The sequence below is a fragment of the Sphingomonas sp. DC5200-1 genome (genome assembly GCF_049897245.1).
GTDB lineage: Bacteria > Pseudomonadota > Alphaproteobacteria > Sphingomonadales > Sphingomonadaceae > Sphingomonas > Sphingomonas aquatilis.
The window spans coordinates 250,049-267,293 of the sequence record NZ_JAFCVW010000001.1; the positions used below are offsets into that span (position 1 = coordinate 250,049).

The 17,245-nt window shown below is 68.2% G+C and carries 13 protein-coding genes; 11 read left to right on the forward strand and 2 right to left on the reverse strand.

Annotation, left to right across the window (positions count from 1 at the left end; all coding sequences use genetic code 11):
* Window position 1: 1 nt before the first annotated feature.
* From ACP7A3_RS01205 to ACP7A3_RS01215, 3 genes are read left to right on the forward strand one after another with little or no spacing between them, the layout of a single operon-like run.
* Window positions 2-1,174 (forward strand): HlyD family secretion protein, encoded by a 1,173-nt coding sequence (locus ACP7A3_RS01205; protein ID WP_426254670.1) that lies wholly within the window; start codon window positions 2-4, stop codon window positions 1,172-1,174.
* Complete coding sequence (locus ACP7A3_RS01210) at window positions 1,171-2,751, forward strand: MDR family MFS transporter (RefSeq protein WP_426254671.1); 1,581 nt, start codon at window positions 1,171-1,173, stop codon at window positions 2,749-2,751. Before ACP7A3_RS01205 ends, ACP7A3_RS01210 begins: the two co-directional genes overlap by 4 nt.
* Before the next feature lie 8 nt (window positions 2,752-2,759).
* Window positions 2,760-4,202, forward strand: coding sequence for an efflux transporter outer membrane subunit (locus tag ACP7A3_RS01215; protein WP_426254672.1), 1,443 nt, complete (start codon window positions 2,760-2,762; stop codon window positions 4,200-4,202).
* A gap of 18 nt (window positions 4,203-4,220) precedes the next feature.
* Here ACP7A3_RS01215 and ACP7A3_RS01220 read toward each other — a convergent pair whose 3' ends face one another.
* Entirely contained in the window at window positions 4,221-5,570 is a 1,350-nt protein-coding gene (locus tag ACP7A3_RS01220; protein WP_426254673.1) for a sensor histidine kinase, read from the reverse strand.
* Window positions 5,548-6,225 carry a response regulator transcription factor gene (locus tag ACP7A3_RS01225; protein ID WP_426254674.1) on the reverse strand — a complete coding sequence of 226 codons (678 nt, stop codon included), beginning with the start codon at window positions 6,223-6,225 and terminating at the stop codon, window positions 5,548-5,550. Before ACP7A3_RS01225 ends, ACP7A3_RS01220 begins: the two co-directional genes overlap by 23 nt.
* A gap of 212 nt (window positions 6,226-6,437) precedes the next feature.
* On the opposite strand from ACP7A3_RS01225, the gene ACP7A3_RS01230 reads away from it, so the two are divergent.
* The 8 genes from ACP7A3_RS01230 (at window position 6,438) to ACP7A3_RS01265 (ending at window position 17,234) form a co-directional block, all read left to right on the forward strand.
* On the forward strand, window positions 6,438-7,688 hold the full coding sequence (locus ACP7A3_RS01230; RefSeq protein ID WP_426254675.1) for a TolC family protein: 1,251 nt from the start codon (window positions 6,438-6,440) through the stop codon (window positions 7,686-7,688).
* Entirely contained in the window at window positions 7,685-10,858 is a 3,174-nt protein-coding gene (locus tag ACP7A3_RS01235) for an efflux RND transporter permease subunit (RefSeq protein ID WP_426254676.1), read from the forward strand. The genes ACP7A3_RS01230 and ACP7A3_RS01235 overlap by 4 nt, the downstream gene beginning before the upstream one ends.
* 27 nt (window positions 10,859-10,885) lie before the next feature.
* Window positions 10,886-11,764 (forward strand): acid phosphatase, encoded by an 879-nt coding sequence (locus ACP7A3_RS01240; protein ID WP_426254677.1) that lies wholly within the window; start codon window positions 10,886-10,888, stop codon window positions 11,762-11,764.
* Window positions 11,761-13,686: a M1 family metallopeptidase gene (locus tag ACP7A3_RS01245; RefSeq protein ID WP_426254678.1), complete on the forward strand. Its 1,926-nt coding sequence runs from the start codon at window positions 11,761-11,763 to the stop codon at window positions 13,684-13,686. The genes ACP7A3_RS01240 and ACP7A3_RS01245 overlap by 4 nt, the downstream gene beginning before the upstream one ends.
* Before the next feature lie 107 nt (window positions 13,687-13,793).
* The gene (locus tag ACP7A3_RS01250; RefSeq protein WP_426254679.1) at window positions 13,794-15,110 is read left to right on the forward strand and encodes a serine hydrolase domain-containing protein; all 1,317 of its coding nucleotides are present in this window, start codon (window positions 13,794-13,796) and stop codon (window positions 15,108-15,110) included.
* A 25-nt stretch (window positions 15,111-15,135) separates the two neighbouring features.
* Complete coding sequence (locus tag ACP7A3_RS01255; RefSeq protein WP_426254680.1) at window positions 15,136-16,200, forward strand: beta-N-acetylglucosaminidase domain-containing protein; 1,065 nt, start codon at window positions 15,136-15,138, stop codon at window positions 16,198-16,200.
* A gap of 12 nt (window positions 16,201-16,212) precedes the next feature.
* Window positions 16,213-17,097, forward strand: coding sequence for a BadF/BadG/BcrA/BcrD ATPase family protein (locus tag ACP7A3_RS01260; RefSeq protein ID WP_426254681.1), 885 nt, complete (start codon window positions 16,213-16,215; stop codon window positions 17,095-17,097).
* Complete coding sequence (locus ACP7A3_RS01265) at window positions 17,094-17,234, forward strand: hypothetical protein (RefSeq protein WP_426254682.1); 141 nt, start codon at window positions 17,094-17,096, stop codon at window positions 17,232-17,234. The genes ACP7A3_RS01260 and ACP7A3_RS01265 overlap by 4 nt, the downstream gene beginning before the upstream one ends.
* The last annotated feature ends 11 nt before the right edge of the window (window positions 17,235-17,245 follow it).

Sequence of the window (17,245 nt, forward strand, 5' to 3'; positions counted from 1 at the left end):
CATGGCAGACCACGAGCAGACGCAGGACGATCATTCCGACTCGCAGGACGATGCCGAAACGAAGAAGCCGTCCCCGCTGAAGAACCCGCGGGTGCGGATCATCCTGCTCCTGATACTCGCCGCCGCGGTGATCGGCGGCGTGCTGTGGTATGTCCGCTACCAGAGCGTGGGCAAGTTCATGCAGGCGACCGACGACGCCTATATCCAGGCGGATGCGGTCACGATCGCGCCCAAGGTGTCGGGCTATGTCGACCAGGTTTTCGTCGCTGATAATCAGGCGGTTAAGGCCGGGCAGCCGTTGCTGCGCATCGACGCCCGCGACTATCGCGCCCAGGCCGCGCAGGTCGAGGCGCAAATCGATGTCGCGCGGGCGAATGCGGAGGGCGTGCGCGCCCAGATCCGCGAACAGCAGGCGGCCATTACCAAGGCGCAGGCCGATCTGGCCGCGGCGCGCAGCGATGCCGCCTTCGCGCATGCCGAGGTGGCCCGGTATCAACCGCTCGCCGCGTCGGGTGCCGAGACCCGCGAGCGTTTGTCGCAGCTGCTAAATCAGGCGCGTCAGGCCGATTCGCAGGTCGCCGCTGCGCAGGCGGCACTGACTAGCGCCAATCGTCGCGTCGGCACGCTGCAGGCGCAAGTGCAGCAGGCGCGCGCCCAGGGCGAAGCGAGCCGGGCGCAGCTGACCGCGGCCAACGTCAACCTGGGGGCGACCGTGCTGCGCGCCAGCATCGACGGCCGCGTCGGCGACAAGACGGTGCGCGTCGGCCAGTTCGCGCAGGCCGGCACGCGCCTGATGTCGATCGTCCCCGTCAAGCAGCTGTACGTCGAGGCGAACTTCAAGGAAACGCAGCTTGGCCTGATGCGGGTCGGCCAGCCGGTGACGCTGGAGGTCGATGCGCTGCCGGGGGTCGAGATCAAGGGCCACGTGCAGAGCGTGTCGCCGGGCACCGGCGCGCAATTCTCGCTGCTGCCGCCGCAGAATGCGACGGGCAACTTCACCAAGATCGTCCAGCGCATTCCTGTTCGCATCGCGATCGATGCCGGCCCCGAAACGCGCGCCCTGCTCGTCCCGGGCATGTCTGCCGACGTGACGGTCGACACACGCTCGGCCAAGGGTGCGGTGAAGCGCATCCGCGAAGAGCAGGACCAGCATAACGAACGCCGGGCGCAATGAGCAGCGCGACGCTCCCCGCCGACACGGCGCCGCCGAAGCGGGACGCCGACGCGCCGCCGGAGCGGGCCGACCTCGGCGCGTGGCTGGCGGTCGCGGCGGGAAGCCTCGGCGCGCTGATGGCGACGCTCGACATCTCGATCGTCAATTCGGCGCTCCCCGTCATCCAGGGCGAGATCGGTGCGAGCGGGACGGAGGGGACGTGGATCGCCACATCTTACCTCGTCGCCGAGATCATCATCATTCCGCTTGCCGCCTGGCTGGAGCGGGTGCTGGGCCTGCGCACCTTCCTCCTGATCGCCTCGATCCTGTTCACCGGCTTTTCGGTCGTGTGCGGCCTGTCGACGTCGCTCGGCATGATGATCGTCGGCCGCGCCGGGCAAGGCATCACCGGCGGTGCGCTGATCCCTACCGCGATGACGATAATTGCGACCCGTCTGCCGCGATCGCAGCAGCCGATCGGCACGGCCTTGTTCGGCGTCACCGCCATTCTGGGCCCCGTGCTCGGCCCACTGATCGGCGGATACCTGACGGAAAACGTCAGCTGGCATTACGCCTTCTTCCTCAACGTGCCGGTCGGTGCGGTGTTGCTCGTGCTGCTGCTCGTCGGCCTGCCGCATCAGAAGGCGCATCTCGAAGAGCTGCTGAAGGCCGACTGGCTGGGTATCGCCGGCCTGGCGCTTGGGCTGGGCGGCCTCACGGTCGTGCTGGAAGAGGGGCAGCGCGAGCAATGGTTCCAGTCGGCGCTCATCATCAAGCTGACCGCGCTGACGGTGCTCGGCCTCGTCATGCTGATTGCAGGCCAGTTCATCGCCAAGAACCCGGTGGTGAAGCTGCGCCTGTTGCTCGACCGCCAGTTCGGCAGCGTCGCGACGATGGGCCTGGTGCTCGGCATGGTGCTGTACGGCAGCAGCTATGTGATCCCGCAGTTCCTCGCGGCGATCGCGGATTATAACGCGCTGCAATCGGGCAAGGTCGTGCTGCTGAGCGGCATCCCCAGCCTGCTGATGATGCCGCTGGTGCCGATCATGATCCGGCATCTCGACATCCGGTTGGCGGTAGCGTCGGGCCTGCTGCTGATGGCGATGAGCTGTCACCTCGACACGACGCTGACGGCGGACTCGGTGGGCAGCGCCTTCACCGATTCGCAGCTGTTGCGCGGTGTCGGCACGATCCTGGGCTTCGTATTCCTCAACCAGGCGGCGATCGCGTCGGTCAAACCATCGGAGGCGGGCGACGCCGCGGGGCTATTCAGCGCCGCGCGCAACATCGGCGGGTCGTTCGCGCTCGCGGGCATCGCGACGTTGCAGGACCAGCGCAGCTATTTGCATGCGCGTCGGATCGACGAGACGCTGAACGCCAACTCGATCGACCTGCAATCCTACCTTGCCGCCACGGGGCGGGCGCTGGGCGATCCCGCTGCGGCGCTCAGGGCGCTCGGCGGCACGATCCAGCGCGAGGCGCTGGTGATGACGTATAACGATCTGTTCTGGCTGCTGTCGGTCGGCATCTGCTGTGTCGTGCCGCTGGTCCTGTTCCTGCGCCCCCTGCCGCAAGGCAAGATGGCGGCGATGCATTGAGGCGATTGATGCGTACCCTCCCCCTCCTCGTCCCGGCGCTGCTGCTCGGCGCCTGCACCGTCGGTCCCAATTATGCGGGCCCGCCGAAGACGCTCGCCGATGCGACCGGCACCACCGGCTTCAAGCGGGCGGGGCCTGCGACCATCAACGCTGCGCCGGCCGTCGCCGACTGGTGGACGCAGCTGAACGACCCGACGCTGACCGCGCTCGAGCAACAGGCGCTGGCGGGCAATCCCACTATTGCGGTGGCGGAGGCCCGGCTGCGTCAGGCCCGCGCCGGCCTGCGGCTGCAACGCGCCAATCAGGCACCCAGCGCGAACGCCTCGGCCGTCTATGCGCATGCCCGTATCCCCGGCATTGACCTGACGGGTAAGGGCGACACCGGCGCGAGCGCGGTCGACCTGTACAACCTCGGCTTCGACGCAAGCTGGGAGGTCGATCTGTTCGGCGGCCAGCGCCGACAGGTCGAAGCGGCGCGCGCGCAGGCGCAGGCGGCGGAGGCCAATGTCGCCGATGCGCAGGTGAGCCTGACCGCCGATGTCGCCAACGCCTATGTCGCGCTGCGTGATCGGCAGCAGCGGATCGCGCTGTCGCGCCGTTCGGCCGAGATGCAGCAGCGCATGCTCGACCTCACCCGCCAGCGGTTCGATCAGGGCGCCGCCTCCGCGCTCGACGTGGAGCGGCTGACCGGGCAGCTCGAGGCGACCAATGGCCAGATCGTGCCGTTGCAGGCCGAACTCGAAAGCTACCTCAACGCGCTGGCCGTGCTGACGGGGCAGGAACCGGGCGCGCTCGACGCCCAGCTGACGGCGCCCACCCCGGTGCCGCTGCCGCCCGCCTCGGTAGCGGTCGGCGATCCCGCCGCGCTGCTGCAACGCCGCCCCGATATCCGCGCTGCCGAACGCCAGCTCGCTCAGCGCACCGCACAGGTTGGCATTGCCGATGCCGTGCGCTTCCCCCGGCTGAACATCTTGGGCCTCATCGGCCTCGGCGGCACACGCCTGTCGGACATCAGCCCGGACAAGCTGCTCGGCATCGCCGCGCCGATGCTGCAATGGAATTTCCTCGATTTCGGCCGCGGCCGGGCGCGTGTCGATCAGGCCAAGGGCCAGCGCGACGAGGCGGAGGCGCAATATCGGGGCGCGGTGCTCGGGGCGCTGCGCGATGCGGAGGATTCGCTGTCGCGCTTCGGCCGCCGTCGTGAAACGGTGGCGAGCCTGATGCGGAGCAAGGCCAGCGCCGATCGCGCGGCCGGCCTGATGCAGCAGCGGTTTCGCGCCGGCACCGCGACGCTGATCGACACGCTGGATGCAGAACGCCAGCGCGTCGCGGCAGAGCAGAATTTGTCGGCGGGCCTCGCGGCGCTCACCGGCGATTACGTCTCGCTGCAAAAGGCGCTGGGCCTCGGCTGGGCGCCGGTGCCGCCGGTCGAGAACAAGCCCGCGCGATAGCTGCGACCCCGGCCGGCGTTACCTGACAACCAGCGACACCGCGCTGCCCGTGTCGGCGAAGCGGAGGTCCAAGGCGTGCAGGTCTGCGATCGCCTTCACGAGGCTGAGCCCCAGCCCCGCGCCGCCGCCATCGGATCGAGCGCGATAGAAGCGCTGGGTCACCAAGGCGCGATCGGCGTCCGGTATCCCCTCGCCGTCGTCCGCGACGGAGACGATCGCGCCCGCGTCCAGCGGCCCGACCGAGACATGAACCGTCCCGCCCGCCGGGCCGAACTTCATCGCATTGTCGATCAGATTGGCGATCGCCTCCATCAGTAGGCTGGCGTCGCCCTCGACCGGCGGCACCGGTGCGATCGAGCAAAGCAGCGTCAGGCCGCGATCCTCCGCGGCGGGGCGATACAGATCGCAGGCATCGTCGACCAGATGCGCGAGATCGACCGGCGCGAAGCGGCTGCGGCGGGCATGATCCTCCATCTCGCGCAGGCGCAGCAGCGCGCTGACGATGCCGAGCAGCGTATCGATCTCGGCGAGCGCCTGATCCGCCACGGCGGCGAACGCCGCGGGATCGGCGGCATCGCGCAACCCCCGATCGATCCGGGCGCGCAGGCGCGTGAGGGGGGTCCGCATCTGGTGCGCGATATCGTCGCCGATCCCGCGCACGTCGCCCACCAGTTGCTGGAGCCGGTCGAGCATTGTGTTGATATGCGCGCACAGCAGCCCGAAGCTGTCGGGATAGGGGGCGACGGGCAGCCGCTGCTCCAGATCCCCCGACACGATCTGCTGGGTCAGGCGGCGGACGGTATCCACCTGCCGCGCAGCGCGGCGCCCGGCGACGAAGCCGAAGGCGACCGCGAGCAGCACGCCCGGCACCAGCCCCAGCAGCAAGGATTGCCAGATCAGTTGTAGCGCCTCTTCGGTATCGTCGAGGTCGATACCGGTCAGCAATCGCGTGCCATCGGGCATGGGGCAGACCATGACGCGCGCTTCGTCGCTATGCTTGCCGGGCAATTCCGTCGGCGCGAGGTCGGCGATGAAGGATCGGCCCTTCGACGGCGCGGTTGGAAGGCGCGCGATGTTCCCCGCGATCAGGCGCCCGCGCGCGTCGAACAGCCCCAGGAACCGATCGCGATGAATGTCGCGCGTCAGCTTCTCGCGCAATTCCTCGGGCCGCTCCTCCGCCGGGGTCAAGGCGAAGAAGGCGCAATCCTCGCCCAGCGCGTGTTCGATCGCGCGTCGATGGCTGCCGTTGGCAAGCATCCAGAAGGCGGCGGTCATCACCAGCGACTGAACAACCAGCATGGCCGCGAGCGCCCCGCCCCAGCGCCACGTCGATCGGGTGCGCGGATCAAAGCGGCGCGTCAAGGACATACCCCTGGCCGCGCACGTTGCGGATCATCGGTGTCTCGCCCTCGCCATCGATCTTGCGGCGCAGGCGGCCGAGGTGGACATCGACCACATTGGTGTCGGGTTCGAAGCTATAGCCCCAGACGTCGCGCAACAGCATCGCGCGGGTCACGATCTGTCCGGCGCGTCGGACCATATAGTCGAGCAGCTTGAGTTCGCGCGGCAGCAAGCCCAGCGGGCGTCCGGCCCGCGTCGCGGTGCCGGCCAGCAGGTCCAGTTCCAGCGGCCCGGCGATCAACCGCGTCGCGCGCGTATCGTTGGGCCGGCGCAGCAGCGCCTCGACCCGCGCGATCAGTTCGACCAGCGCGAAGGGCTTGGGCAGATAATCGTCGCCACCCGCGCGCAGGCCGCGCACCCGGTCGTCCAGGCTGCCCAGCGCGCTCAATACCAGCGCAGGCGTGCGCTGGCCGTTCCGTCGCAGGTCGGACAGCAGCTCCAGCCCTTCGCCATCGGGCAGCTGGCGATCGAGAATTAGCAGATCGAAGGGCTCGCCGGCCGACAGCGCGCGAGCCGGTTCCAGTGCGGCGACGCGCGTGACGTCATGGCCGCTCGCCGTCAGCTCGAGGCTTATCTCGTCGGCGGTGCCGTCGTCGTCTTCGATAAGCAGGATGCGCGCCATGATCGGTCTGATCGCCGGGCGGCTGGGTCGGGGTCAACTGAATAGCAATTTAGGTTTGACCCGCGTGCGCGTCGTTGAGGGCTCCCCACGCTTCGGCGGGAGAACGGACGCTCTGCGAAACATCGATCGGTCCCTGAAAATAAACCCTGATTTAGTCGACACCTGGCCGCGCCGATGCCTACCAGCCGGGCAACAGGAATCCGGAGTTTGCAATGCGGACCGTTGCGTGCGTCTGTCTGATGGTTGCGGCGTCGCCTGCGGCGGGCCAATCCACTGCGCTATCGCTCGATGCGCTGGCGCAGGACGTCGTCACCCACAATCCCGAACGGCAATTCTACCAGCGGCAGATCGAGACGGCGGGCGTGGAGCGCGATGCGGCTGGGCGCTGGGCCGATCCCGAAGCGGTGGTGGAATTCGGCCAGCGTCGCGCACAGGACGTCACCAGCGGCGCCGTCACCGGCGAAGGGCTGACCTACGCCGTGTCGGTCGTTCAGCCGATCGAGTTCGGCGGGCGTATCGCGCTGCGACGGGCGATCGCCGACCGGCAGGTGGCACTGGCACGGATCGGGTTGCAGCAGTTCGACGCGACGCTCGCCGCGCGTGCGCGTTCGCTGGGCTATGGCTTGTTCGCCGCGGACGAAAAGGCCGCTGCCGCGCGCGAGGTCGCCGGGCGGATGCGGACGCTGGCGAAGGTCATCGTCTCGCGCGATCCGGCCGGGCCGTCGCCGCAGCTGGAGGCTGCATCGCTGGTGGCGAGCGCGATCGGCGCGGAGCGCACCGCCGCGACGGCCGATGCCGAGGCCAATTCGATCCTCTACGAACTCAACCAGCTGCGCGGCGCGCCCTTCGCGGCACGCATCCGCATCGTCCGCCCCGACATGACGCTGCCGGCCCTCCCCTCCGGTCAGGTGCTCGCGAACCGCGCGTCCGAGAACAATTTCGAGCTGAAAGCGCTGCGTGCGCAATTCGAGCAGCAGGGGCTGCGCGTCGATCTGGCGAAGAAGGCGCGTATCCCGACCGTCAGCGTTGGCCCTTATTACGACCGGGCCCGATCCGACATCCGCGAAACCAATTATGGTGTCCGCCTGTCGACCAGTATTCCGCTGTGGAACCGTCAGGCGGGCGAGGTCGCGGTCGAACAGGGCCGGCAGGCGCAGGCCAATGCGACGCTGATCAATGCCGAACGCCGGATCGCGCGCGACGTCTTCGCTCAGGCGGCGCAATATGCGGCGAAGCGTGAGGCGCTGGCGCAATGGGACGGCGAAACGCCCAAGCGCTTTGCTCAGGCGGCGGTCGATGCCGATCGCAACTACCGGTTGGGCGCCATCCCGCTGACCACCTACACCCAGATGCAGCAAAGCTATGTCGAGGCGGTCAACGCGATGCTCGACACCCGGCGCGAGGCCCTGGAGGCTTTGCTGCAATTGCGCGCGCTCAACGGCGGGGAACCGCTGGCGCGATGAACCGCTGGCTGCATTACGTCACGCACCACCGGCTTGCGGTGGCGCTCGTCACCGCCCTGGTCGCCGCGGCCGGTCTGTGGTCGTTCATCAACCTGCAGATCGACGCGATCCCCGATATCACGGGTGTGCAGGTGCAGATCAACACGCAGGTGCCCGCGCTGGCGCCCGAGGAGATCGAGCGGCTGGTGACGCTGCCGATCGAGCGTGCGATGGGCGGCCAGCCGGGGCTCGACCAGACCCGTTCTCTGACCAAGACCGGGCTCAGCCAGGTCACGTTGCTCTACAAGGACGGCACCGATCAGCTGAAGGCGCGCCAGCTCGTCACCGAACGGCTGACGGCGGTGCAGAACCAATTGCCCCCCGGCAGCACACCGCAGCTCGCCCCGATCACCACCGGTCTGGGCGAAATCTATTACTACACGCTCGAATGGCGCCGCCCGCCAGCGGGCATGGACGCGCAGCGCCAGCTGATGGAGCTGTACGAGGCGCAGGAATATACCGTCCGCCCGATGCTGCGGGCGGTGCCGGGCGTTGCCGACGTCAATTCGAACGGCGGGTTGGAGGAACAGTTCGTCGTCTCGCCCGATCCGGTGCGGCTGCGGCTGCACGGCGTCACCGCCGGCGAGCTTGCCGCGGCGGTGGCGAAGAATGTCGAGAATGCGGGCGGCGGCATCATCCGGCGCGGGCCCGAACGCTTCACCATCCGCACCGACGCGCGCGTGCTGAACGCGACGCAGATCGGCGCGATCCCGGTCAAGTTCGCCGCCGGCGTCCTGCCCTTGCAGGTGCGCGACCTTGCCGATGTCGTGATCGGCGCTGCCCCGCGACAGGGTGCGGCGACGCAGAACGGGCGCGAGACGGTGCTGGGCACGGTGATGATGCTCGTCGGGCAGAACAGCCGCGAAACCGCGCTGGCGGTCGAGGACGCGCTGCCCGGCATCCGCGCCGCGCTGCCCAAGGGCATGGTGATCGATCGCCAGTATAGCCGCGCCGATCTGGTCGATCGCACCATCCACACGGTCGAGAAGAATTTGGGCGAGGGCGCGCTGCTGGTGGCGCTCGTGCTATTGCTCGTGATGGGCAATTGGCGCGCAGCGCTGATCGTGGCGCTCGTCATTCCGCTCGCCTTCCTCGTCACCGTGTCGGGCATGCATGCCATCGGCGTGTCGGGCAATCTGATGAGCCTCGGCGCACTCGACTTCGGGTTGATCGTCGATGGCGCGATCGTGGTGGTCGAAAACAGCCTGCGATTGATGGCCGTGCGCCGCCGGGAAAAGGGCAAGGCGCTGACGGCGGACGACCGCCGCGACGTCGTCGCGCATGCGGCGCAGATGGTCGCGCGCCCGACCTTCTTCGGCATCGCGATCATCGCTTTGGTCTATGTGCCGGTGCTGAGCCTCGGCGGGGTCGAGGGTAAGCTGTTCCAGCCGATGGCGCAGGCGGTGATGCTGGCGATCGTCGCCGGGCTGGCGTGGACCTTCACGATCGTTCCCGCTCTGTCGGCATGGCTGCTCCGCTCCCCCGCTGCCGATGCGGAGGACGACCATCGCAAGGGTTTCGTCGGCTTGGCGGAGCGCGTCTACACGCCCGCGCTGAACCGGGCGCTGGCGCATCCCGTGTTGCTGGTGATCGGGGCGGTGGCGCTGCTCGCTGCGACCTTCCTCGTGTTCAAGACGCTGGGATCGCAGTTCACCCCGCAGCTCGACGAAGGCGCGATCACCGCCATGGTCTATCGCCCGGTCGGCATGTCGCTGGAAGAGAGCCTGGCGATCGAACAGCGGACCGAGGCCGCGATCCGCCGTGCCTACCCCCAGGTCACGCACACCTTCTCGCGCATCGGCACCAGCGAGGTGGCGACCGATCCGATGCCGCCGAACGAGAACGACCTGTATATTTTCTACGGCCCCCAAAAGGACTGGCCGACCGGCGACGGCATGCCGCGCACGAAGCAGGAGCTGATCGCCGGGATCGAAAAGGTCGCACGCCGCGTCTACGCCGGTCAGAATTTCGAATTCGCCCAACCGATCGAAATGCGCTTCAACGAAATGTTGGAGGGCGTCCGCGCTGACGTGTCGGTCAAGATTTATGGCGACGATTACGACCGGCTGGAGCAGGCGGCGGCGAAGGCGAAGGCCATTCTGGAAAAACTGCCCGGCACCGAGGGCGTCGAGTTCGAAACGGCCGGCCGCCCGAAGAGCATTGTCGTCGACCTCGACCGCGACGCGCTGATCCGCCTCAATCTCGGCGCCGAGGAGGTCAACAACGCGATCCGCGACGCGCTCGCCGGTGCGGAGGTGGGCTTCATCCCGCATGGCCCCGCGCGCCACGCCATCGTGATCCGCATGCCCGAAAGCCTGCGCGCCGATCCGTCGGCAATCCTCGCGCTGCCCCTGCGGGTCGGCGAATATGGCATGGTGCCCTTGTCGCGGGTCGCGCGGCTGCGACAGACTCGGATCGTCGAGCCGATCCTGCATGACGACACCAACCGCCGGGCCGCGCTGATGGTCAATCTGTCGACCAGCGATCTCGAAGGTTATGTGCAGAAGGCGAAAGCCGCGATCGACGGGCAGGTGAAGCTGCCGCCGGGCTATCGCATCGAGTTCGGTGGCCAGTATCACCAGTTGGAAGCGGCGCAGAAACGCCTGTCGATCGTCGTGCCGGTGGCGCTGATCCTGATCTTCGCCTTGGTCTATGCGGCGCTCGGCAGCGTGCGCGAGGCGGCGATCGTCTACACCGGCATCCCCTTTGCCGTAACCGGCGGCGTCCTGGCGCTGTGGCTGCGCGGCATGCCCTTTTCGATCACCGCCGCGATCGGCTTCATCGCCTTGTCCGGGATCGCGATGCTGAACGGCCTGGTCCTTATCGACCATATCAACGCGCTGCGCGACGGGCGCGAGGGCGATCCGCTGCCGGTCGAGGATGCGGTGCGGCAAGGCGCGCACGATCGGTTGCGGCCGGTGCTGTCGACCGCACTGGTCGCCTCGGTCGGGTTCGTACCGATGGCGATCGCGACCGGCGCGGGGGCGGAGGTGCAGCGGCCGCTCGCCACCGTGGTGATCGGCGGGATCATCACCTCGACGATCCTGACGTTGCTGCTGCTACCCAGCCTGTATGCCTGGATCGAGCGGCGCGCGGCGCGACGCCGTAGCGACGAACAGCCGTCGGCATGATCGCAGCCGGTTGTGGAGCCGGCGTGAATGATACAAAGTCACCGCCGAGTCTCACAGCCGAGTGCGGTCATCCCCATCGACATCCTCCCCTCGCCCGTTACCCGTCGTCCCATCCGTACTGCCGCGATCGTCGCGAGCGGCCTGCTCGTCGCCTTTGCGGCGGGGGGCAGCACCGCGAAGAGCGACACGCCCGGCTATCTCAGCGCCGGGGAGTTCGACGTGACGCATGTGCTCGAACCGGCGCCGCGCAAGGGCGATCCCCGCTATGAGACCGACCGGATCATCTTCCGGGCGACACGCAAGCTGGTCGGCACGCCGCGGTGGCAGCTCGCGACGAACGACGCCGATACCTCGCGGCCGGCGCTGATGCGGGACTTCAGCTGCGCGGTCGGCGTCGCGCTGACCCCGGAAACCGCACCGCTGACGCTGCGCCTGATTTCGCGCGCCGGTGCGGATACGGCCGCGCAGACCAACACCGCCAAGAATTACTATCGCCGCGCCCGCCCCTATCACCAGGACAAGGGGCCGGTGTGCCAACCCATCGCGCAGCTTGCCGACAGTTACGATTATCCATCGGGGCATACGACATGGGGATGGACCTGGGCGCTGATCCTCACCGAGCTGGCGCCCGATCGCGCCGGGCCGATCCTGCGGCGCGGCCGGGCCTATGGCGACAGCCGCTTCGTCTGCGGCGCGCATAACGAAAGCGCGGTCGAGGGCGGCATGCTGTCGGCGAGCGCGACGATGGCGCTGGTGCGGACGAAGCCGGCATTCCAACAGGACTTGGCCGCCGCCCGCGCCGAACTCGACCGGTTGCGCGCCGATCCCGCGACGCCCCGGCCGCAGGGCTGTGCCGCGGAAGAGGCGCTGGTTGCACAACGCGTGATGCCGAAGCTCGACCGTTGAGGCCCGCATCGCTCCTGATCGCGCTGGCCGCCACGGCCGCCAGCGCACAGGACTATCAACCGCGCGAGACGTTCGCGCCGTTCGATATGGCGCAGCCGATCAACCGCTATCGCAGCGCGAACGGGCTGCCCGGCCCCGATTACTGGCAGAATCGCGCCGATTATCAATTGCGCGTGACGCTCGATCCCGTCGCCAAGACGATCGCGGGGACGGCGACGATCACCTATACCAACAACAGCCCCGATACGCTCGACGTCCTGTGGCTGCAGATCGATCAGAACCTCTACAAGCCCGGCTCGCGCGGCGGGATGGCGCGTGGCGGTGCGGCGGGTGGCCATACCGACGGGATGACGCTGGATGCGGTCGGCGTTGCGGTCGGGAGCGGCAAGGCCGTGTCGGTCACGCCGCTGGTCAGCGATACGCGAGCGCAGCTGCGGTTGCCGACCGCACTTGCGCCGCATGCGAAGGCCGTGGTCACGATCCGCTACCATTACACCATCCCGGGGGAATGGGGCGGGCGCACATCCTGGGGACGATCGCGCGACGGCGAGATTTACGATATCGCGCAATGGTATCCGCGCATGGCGGTGTACGACGACGTGCGCGGCTGGGACACAGCGCCGTATCTCGCCCAGGAATTCTACCTCGAATATGGCGACTTCGATTATTGGGTGACGCTGCCGACATCGATGCTGATGGCGGGGTCCGGCGAGTTGATGAACCCGCGCGAGGTGCTGACCCCGACGCAGGCCGCGCGGCTCGATGCGGCGCGGCGGAGCGACACAACGGTGCCGATCCGCAGCGTCGCCGAGATCGGCGACCCGGCGTCGCGGCCGCGACACACCGGCACGCTGACCTGGCATTATCGCATGCAGAATACGCGCGATGTCGCGTTTTCGGCCTCGCCCGCCTTTGCCTGGGATGCGGCCCGTATTCGCCTGCCGGACGGCAAGACTTCGCTGGCCATGTCCTATTACCCCGCCGAAAGCTCCGGCACCGCGCGCTGGGGCCGATCGACCGAATATGTGAAGGATACGGTCGAGCGCTTCTCGGCACGCTGGTATCCCTATCCCTGGCCGGCCGCGATCAATGTCGCCGGCCCGACCAGCGGAATGGAATATCCCGGCATCGTCTTCGATGCGCCCGAAGATGCGGGCAAGGAGCTATTCTGGGTCACCGCGCACGAAATCGGGCACAATTGGTTTCCGATGATCGTCGGCTTCGACGAACGGCGGCATGCGTGGATGGACGAGGGATTTAACACGTTCATCGACGTCTATCAGTCGGACGATTTCAACCGCGGCGAATATGCGCCCAAGCGCGACAGCGAATATGCCGAAGGCGGCGGCAATCCGGTCGACGAGATCCTCCACGTCCTGGCCGATCCTACCGCGCCGCCAATCCTGTCCCGCGCAGACACGGTGATCGAAAAGTGGCGGCACCCGGTCACCTATTTCAAGTCGGCGCTGGGCCTCGTCCTGCTGCGCGAACAGATCTTGGGGCCGGACCGCTTCGACCCCGCCTTCCGCCGGTTCATCGCCGCCTGGGCCTATCGCCACCCGCAGCCCGCGGACTTCTTCCGGGCGATGGAAAGTGAGGCGGGCGAGGATTTGTCCTATTGGTGGAACGGCTGGTACGCACACAATTGGCAGCTCGATCTCGCCGTGACGGGGATCGAAACGGCCAAGGACGGGACGCCGCTCGTCCGGGTCACGTCGCGCGACCGGTTGGTGATGCCCGCGACGTTACGCGTGACCTATGCGAACGGCACGACGCGCGATGTCCGCCTGCCCGCCGAGACCTGGATCCGTCAGGCATCGACCGCAGTCTCCGTGCCCGCGGGAACGGTCGTGAAGGCGGAACTCGACCCCGACCATAAGCTGCCCGACCGCGACCGGTCGAACAACGTCGCGCAACGCTGACGATCCCGTCGACCAACGCGGTCGCGAAAGCAGCCTATGACGCTTCGTTATGGGCGGGCGTCATGGTGGAATGGGTTGCGGGCACCGGTCATGCTATGCGCGCTGACATGGACGGCAGGACGATCCGCGGCGCGGTCAGAGCCCGCTTCCACCGCCTCTCGCGGGTCGGGTGGCTGGTCGCAGGGGCGGCATGTGTTGCCGCCTCGCCCGCCGGTGCGGAGGCCGCGGCCGACAGCTGTCCGATCCTCCGAGGTCCGGCGCCGAGGCCCGACACGCGGTTCGCATCGATCGACGCCGCCGTGCGCGGGGGTGTCGGCACGCTGTACCCCGGCGCGGTGCTGCTGATCGCGCATCACGGCGCGATCGTGCATCGCGCCGCCTTCGGCGATGCGCAGACGCTGACGGCGAAGCCGGAGGGCGATCTGCGCCCCCTTGCCCCGCCGCGGCCGATGACGGTCGATACGCCGTTCGACATGGCGTCGATCACCAAGGTGGAGGCGACCACCGCCGCGATCCTTCACCTCGTGGGGCGCGGCCAGGTGTCGCTCGACGATAGGCTCGGCACGCTGCTGTCCGAATTTCGCGACACTGACAAGGCCGGCGTCACCGTGCGCCAGTTGCTGACGCATCGCAGCGGATTGTGGGAATGGCAGCCGACGTGGCTGCATCGCGCACCCTCGGGAGGCGCCCTGCCCTATCTCGCGGCGCTGCCGCTGCGCTATCCGACAGGGGCGCGCTTCGCCTATTCGGACCTCGGCTTCATGATCCTGGGCGCGGTCGTCGCCAAAGTGTCGGGGATTCCGTTGGATCGCTACGTACGCGAGCAGATCTACCGGCCGCTCGGCATGACGGGCACCGGGTTCCTGCCGGACGCGGGTCAGCGCCGACGCGCCGCGGCGACGTCGCAAGGGGATGCGTATCAGCGCCGGATGGCGGAGACGGGTAAACCCTATCCGCAGGCCCCCTACCCACCGGCACAACCATTTTCCGGTTATCGAAGCCGGGTGCTGGTCGGCGAGGCGAACGACGCCAATGCCGCGCTCGGCTGGGGCGGCGTCGCGGGGCATGCCGGACTGTTCTCGACGGCGACGGACGTTGCGCGCTACGCGCAGGTGCTGAGCAACGGCGGCTGCTACGGCCGCTGGCGGCTGGCGCCGGCCGCGACGGTGTCGGCGTTCGAGCAGACGCCATACGATCCCGATCAGGCCCTTGGTTTCCACAAGACGCAGCTCGCCGGCATCGCGGCGCCCTTTTTCGGCCATTCCGGCTTTACGGGCACGTGGTTCGCCGTCTCCCCGCAATTGGGGCTGACCGTCGTCCTACTCACCAATCGCGTTCATCGTCCCGATGGCGAGCCATATCCATCGCTCGATGCGCTGCGCGAGACGGTGTTGCGTGGCGCAGTGGCGGCGTCTGGCCAATGATCCGGGACGACAGAAAGGTACGGCTATGACAGTGAACCTCGGCGTGATCGAAGGTCTGTTCGGCAAGCCGTGGAGCTGGGCCGATCGCACCACCGTCTTGCGAACGCTGGCCCCGGCCGGCTATCGTTTCTACCATTACGGGCCCAAGGCCGACGCCTTCCTCCGCCGACGCTGGCAGGAACCCCACCCGCCCGAACAGTTCGCCGCGCTGGCTGCTTTCGCCGCCGAGTGCCGGGCGCTCGGCGTTCGCTTCGGCGTGGCGCTGACCCCGGTCGGCAGCACGCATCCGTTCGATGAGGCATCGCGCGCGGCGCTGCGGCGGAAGCTCGCGCACCTCGACACGCTGGGTCTCGACGACCTCGCCATTCTGTTCGACGATCTGCCCGCCGAACTGCCCGATCTGGCGCGCAGCCAGGCGGACCTGGTCGATTTTTGCGCCAACGCCACCCGCGCCAGCCGCGTGTTCTTCTGCCCCAGTTTCTATTCGGATGATCCCATCCTCGAACGGGCCTGGGGCCGCCGCCCGCCGGCGTATCTGGCCGATCTCGGCCGGTTTCTCGACCGGCGTGTCCAGGTCTATTGGACGGGCGAAGAGGTAATTTCGCGCGAGATCGGCGTCGCGCATCTGAAGCGGGTGCAGGACGAACTCGGCCGCAAAGTGTGCCTGTGGGACAATTATCCGGTCAACGATGGTGTGCGGATGTCGCAACATCTTCACCTGCGCGCTTTCACCGGGCGACCCGCGGCGATCCGGAACCATATCAGCGGCCATGCGATCAATCCCGCCTCGCAACCTCTGCTGTCCTGCATCCCGGCGCTGACGCTGGCGGCGAGCTATCGCGAGGGGGACGGTTATGCCTATGGCCAGGCGTTTTTGACGGCGGCGACAACGGTGCTGGGACCCGATTTCGCCGCGACGCTGCGCCGGGACATCCTGCCGCTGCAGGATACGGGGCTCGACAATCTGGGGCCGCGCCATGCCGAATTGCGCGCGCGCTATGGTGCCATCGATCATCCGGCCGCGCGCGAGATCACCGACTGGCTGGACGGCCGCTTCCGCACGACGCTGGAAGAGGTGCAGACGCAATAGCGGGGGACCGGAATGACGCGTTTTTTCCTGGGCGTGGACGCCGGCGGCAGCCATTGCCGCAGCCGTCTGGTCGATGCGAGCGGTCGGATCCTGGCCGAGGCGCAGGCCGGGCCCGCCAATGCCGGATTGGGGCTGATCGCGCTCCATGCGACGCTGCGCGACGTGACCGATCGCGTGGTTCGGCAGGCGGGCCTCGATGCGGCGGATGTAGCGCAGACCAGTGCCGCGATGGGCGTGGCGGGCATTTCCCGCTCTGGCGTGCGCGCGGCGCTGGAGGGGTTCGCCTTTCCCTTCGCCTCCACGGTCTTCGAAAGTGATGCGGAGATTGCGAACCTGGGGGCGCACGGCGGTGGCGATGGCGCGATCCTGATCATCGGCACGGGGAGTATCGCGCTGGTGCGGGTGAACGGCGAGACCTTCCGCATCGGCGGCTATGGCTTCCCGATATCGGACGAGGGTAGCGGTGCCGCGCTGGGCCTGAGTGCGATGCGCCATGCGATGCGAGCGCTGGACGGCCGCACGCGCGCGACGCCGCTGAGTGCGGCCGTGACCGAACGCTTCGGGCACGATACCGCCCGCGCGATCGCGTGGATGGATCGGGCAACGCCGCGCGATTATGGCAGCTTCGCACCGCTGGTCATGGCGCATGCGGAGGCGGACGATGTAATCGCGCGGTCGATCGTCGAGGATGCCGCGGGCCACATCGAGCGCTTCATCGAAACGATCTTCGAACGCGGCGCGACCCGCTGCGCGCTGCTGGGTGGCTTGTCGCAGGCGATGCGCCCGTGGTTGCGGGCCCGAACCGTCGCGCGGCTGAGCGAGCCGTTGGGGGATGCGCTGGACGGCGCACTGTATCTGGCGGGGCTGCCCGCCTGCGCGAAGGAGGGGGTAGCATGATCGACCGCCGTAGGGTCCTCGCCGCCGTCGCGAGCGCCGGGCTCGCGCCAATCGCAGCGCCGGTGACCCGCGCTCTACCGCTGCCGCCGTCGCCCCCTCTGCTCGCATCGAGCGCGCTGGCTGCGCTGCTGGCCTAAGCCCTCGTCGC

What these genes read in the sequence shown, in the direction of transcription:
- ACP7A3_RS01205 (WP_426254670.1), top strand. Translation starts at nt 2, where the DNA reads ATGGCAGACCACGAGCAGACGCAGGACGATCATTCCGACTCGCAGGAC.
- ACP7A3_RS01210 (WP_426254671.1), top strand. Translation starts at nt 1,171, where the DNA reads ATGAGCAGCGCGACGCTCCCCGCCGACACGGCGCCGCCGAAGCGGGAC.
- ACP7A3_RS01215 (WP_426254672.1), top strand. Translation starts at nt 2,760, where the DNA reads ATGCGTACCCTCCCCCTCCTCGTCCCGGCGCTGCTGCTCGGCGCCTGC.
- ACP7A3_RS01220 (WP_426254673.1), bottom strand. Translation starts at nt 5,570, where the DNA reads ATGTCCTTGACGCGCCGCTTTGATCCGCGCACCCGATCGACGTGGCGC.
- ACP7A3_RS01225 (WP_426254674.1), bottom strand. Translation starts at nt 6,225, where the DNA reads ATGGCGCGCATCCTGCTTATCGAAGACGACGACGGCACCGCCGACGAG.
- ACP7A3_RS01230 (WP_426254675.1), top strand. Translation starts at nt 6,438, where the DNA reads ATGCGGACCGTTGCGTGCGTCTGTCTGATGGTTGCGGCGTCGCCTGCG.
- ACP7A3_RS01235 (WP_426254676.1), top strand. Translation starts at nt 7,685, where the DNA reads ATGAACCGCTGGCTGCATTACGTCACGCACCACCGGCTTGCGGTGGCG.
- ACP7A3_RS01240 (WP_426254677.1), top strand. Translation starts at nt 10,886, where the DNA reads ATGATACAAAGTCACCGCCGAGTCTCACAGCCGAGTGCGGTCATCCCC.
- ACP7A3_RS01250 (WP_426254679.1), top strand. Translation starts at nt 13,794, where the DNA reads ATGGACGGCAGGACGATCCGCGGCGCGGTCAGAGCCCGCTTCCACCGC.
- ACP7A3_RS01255 (WP_426254680.1), top strand. Translation starts at nt 15,136, where the DNA reads ATGACAGTGAACCTCGGCGTGATCGAAGGTCTGTTCGGCAAGCCGTGG.
- ACP7A3_RS01260 (WP_426254681.1), top strand. Translation starts at nt 16,213, where the DNA reads ATGACGCGTTTTTTCCTGGGCGTGGACGCCGGCGGCAGCCATTGCCGC.
- ACP7A3_RS01265 (WP_426254682.1), top strand. Translation starts at nt 17,094, where the DNA reads ATGATCGACCGCCGTAGGGTCCTCGCCGCCGTCGCGAGCGCCGGGCTC.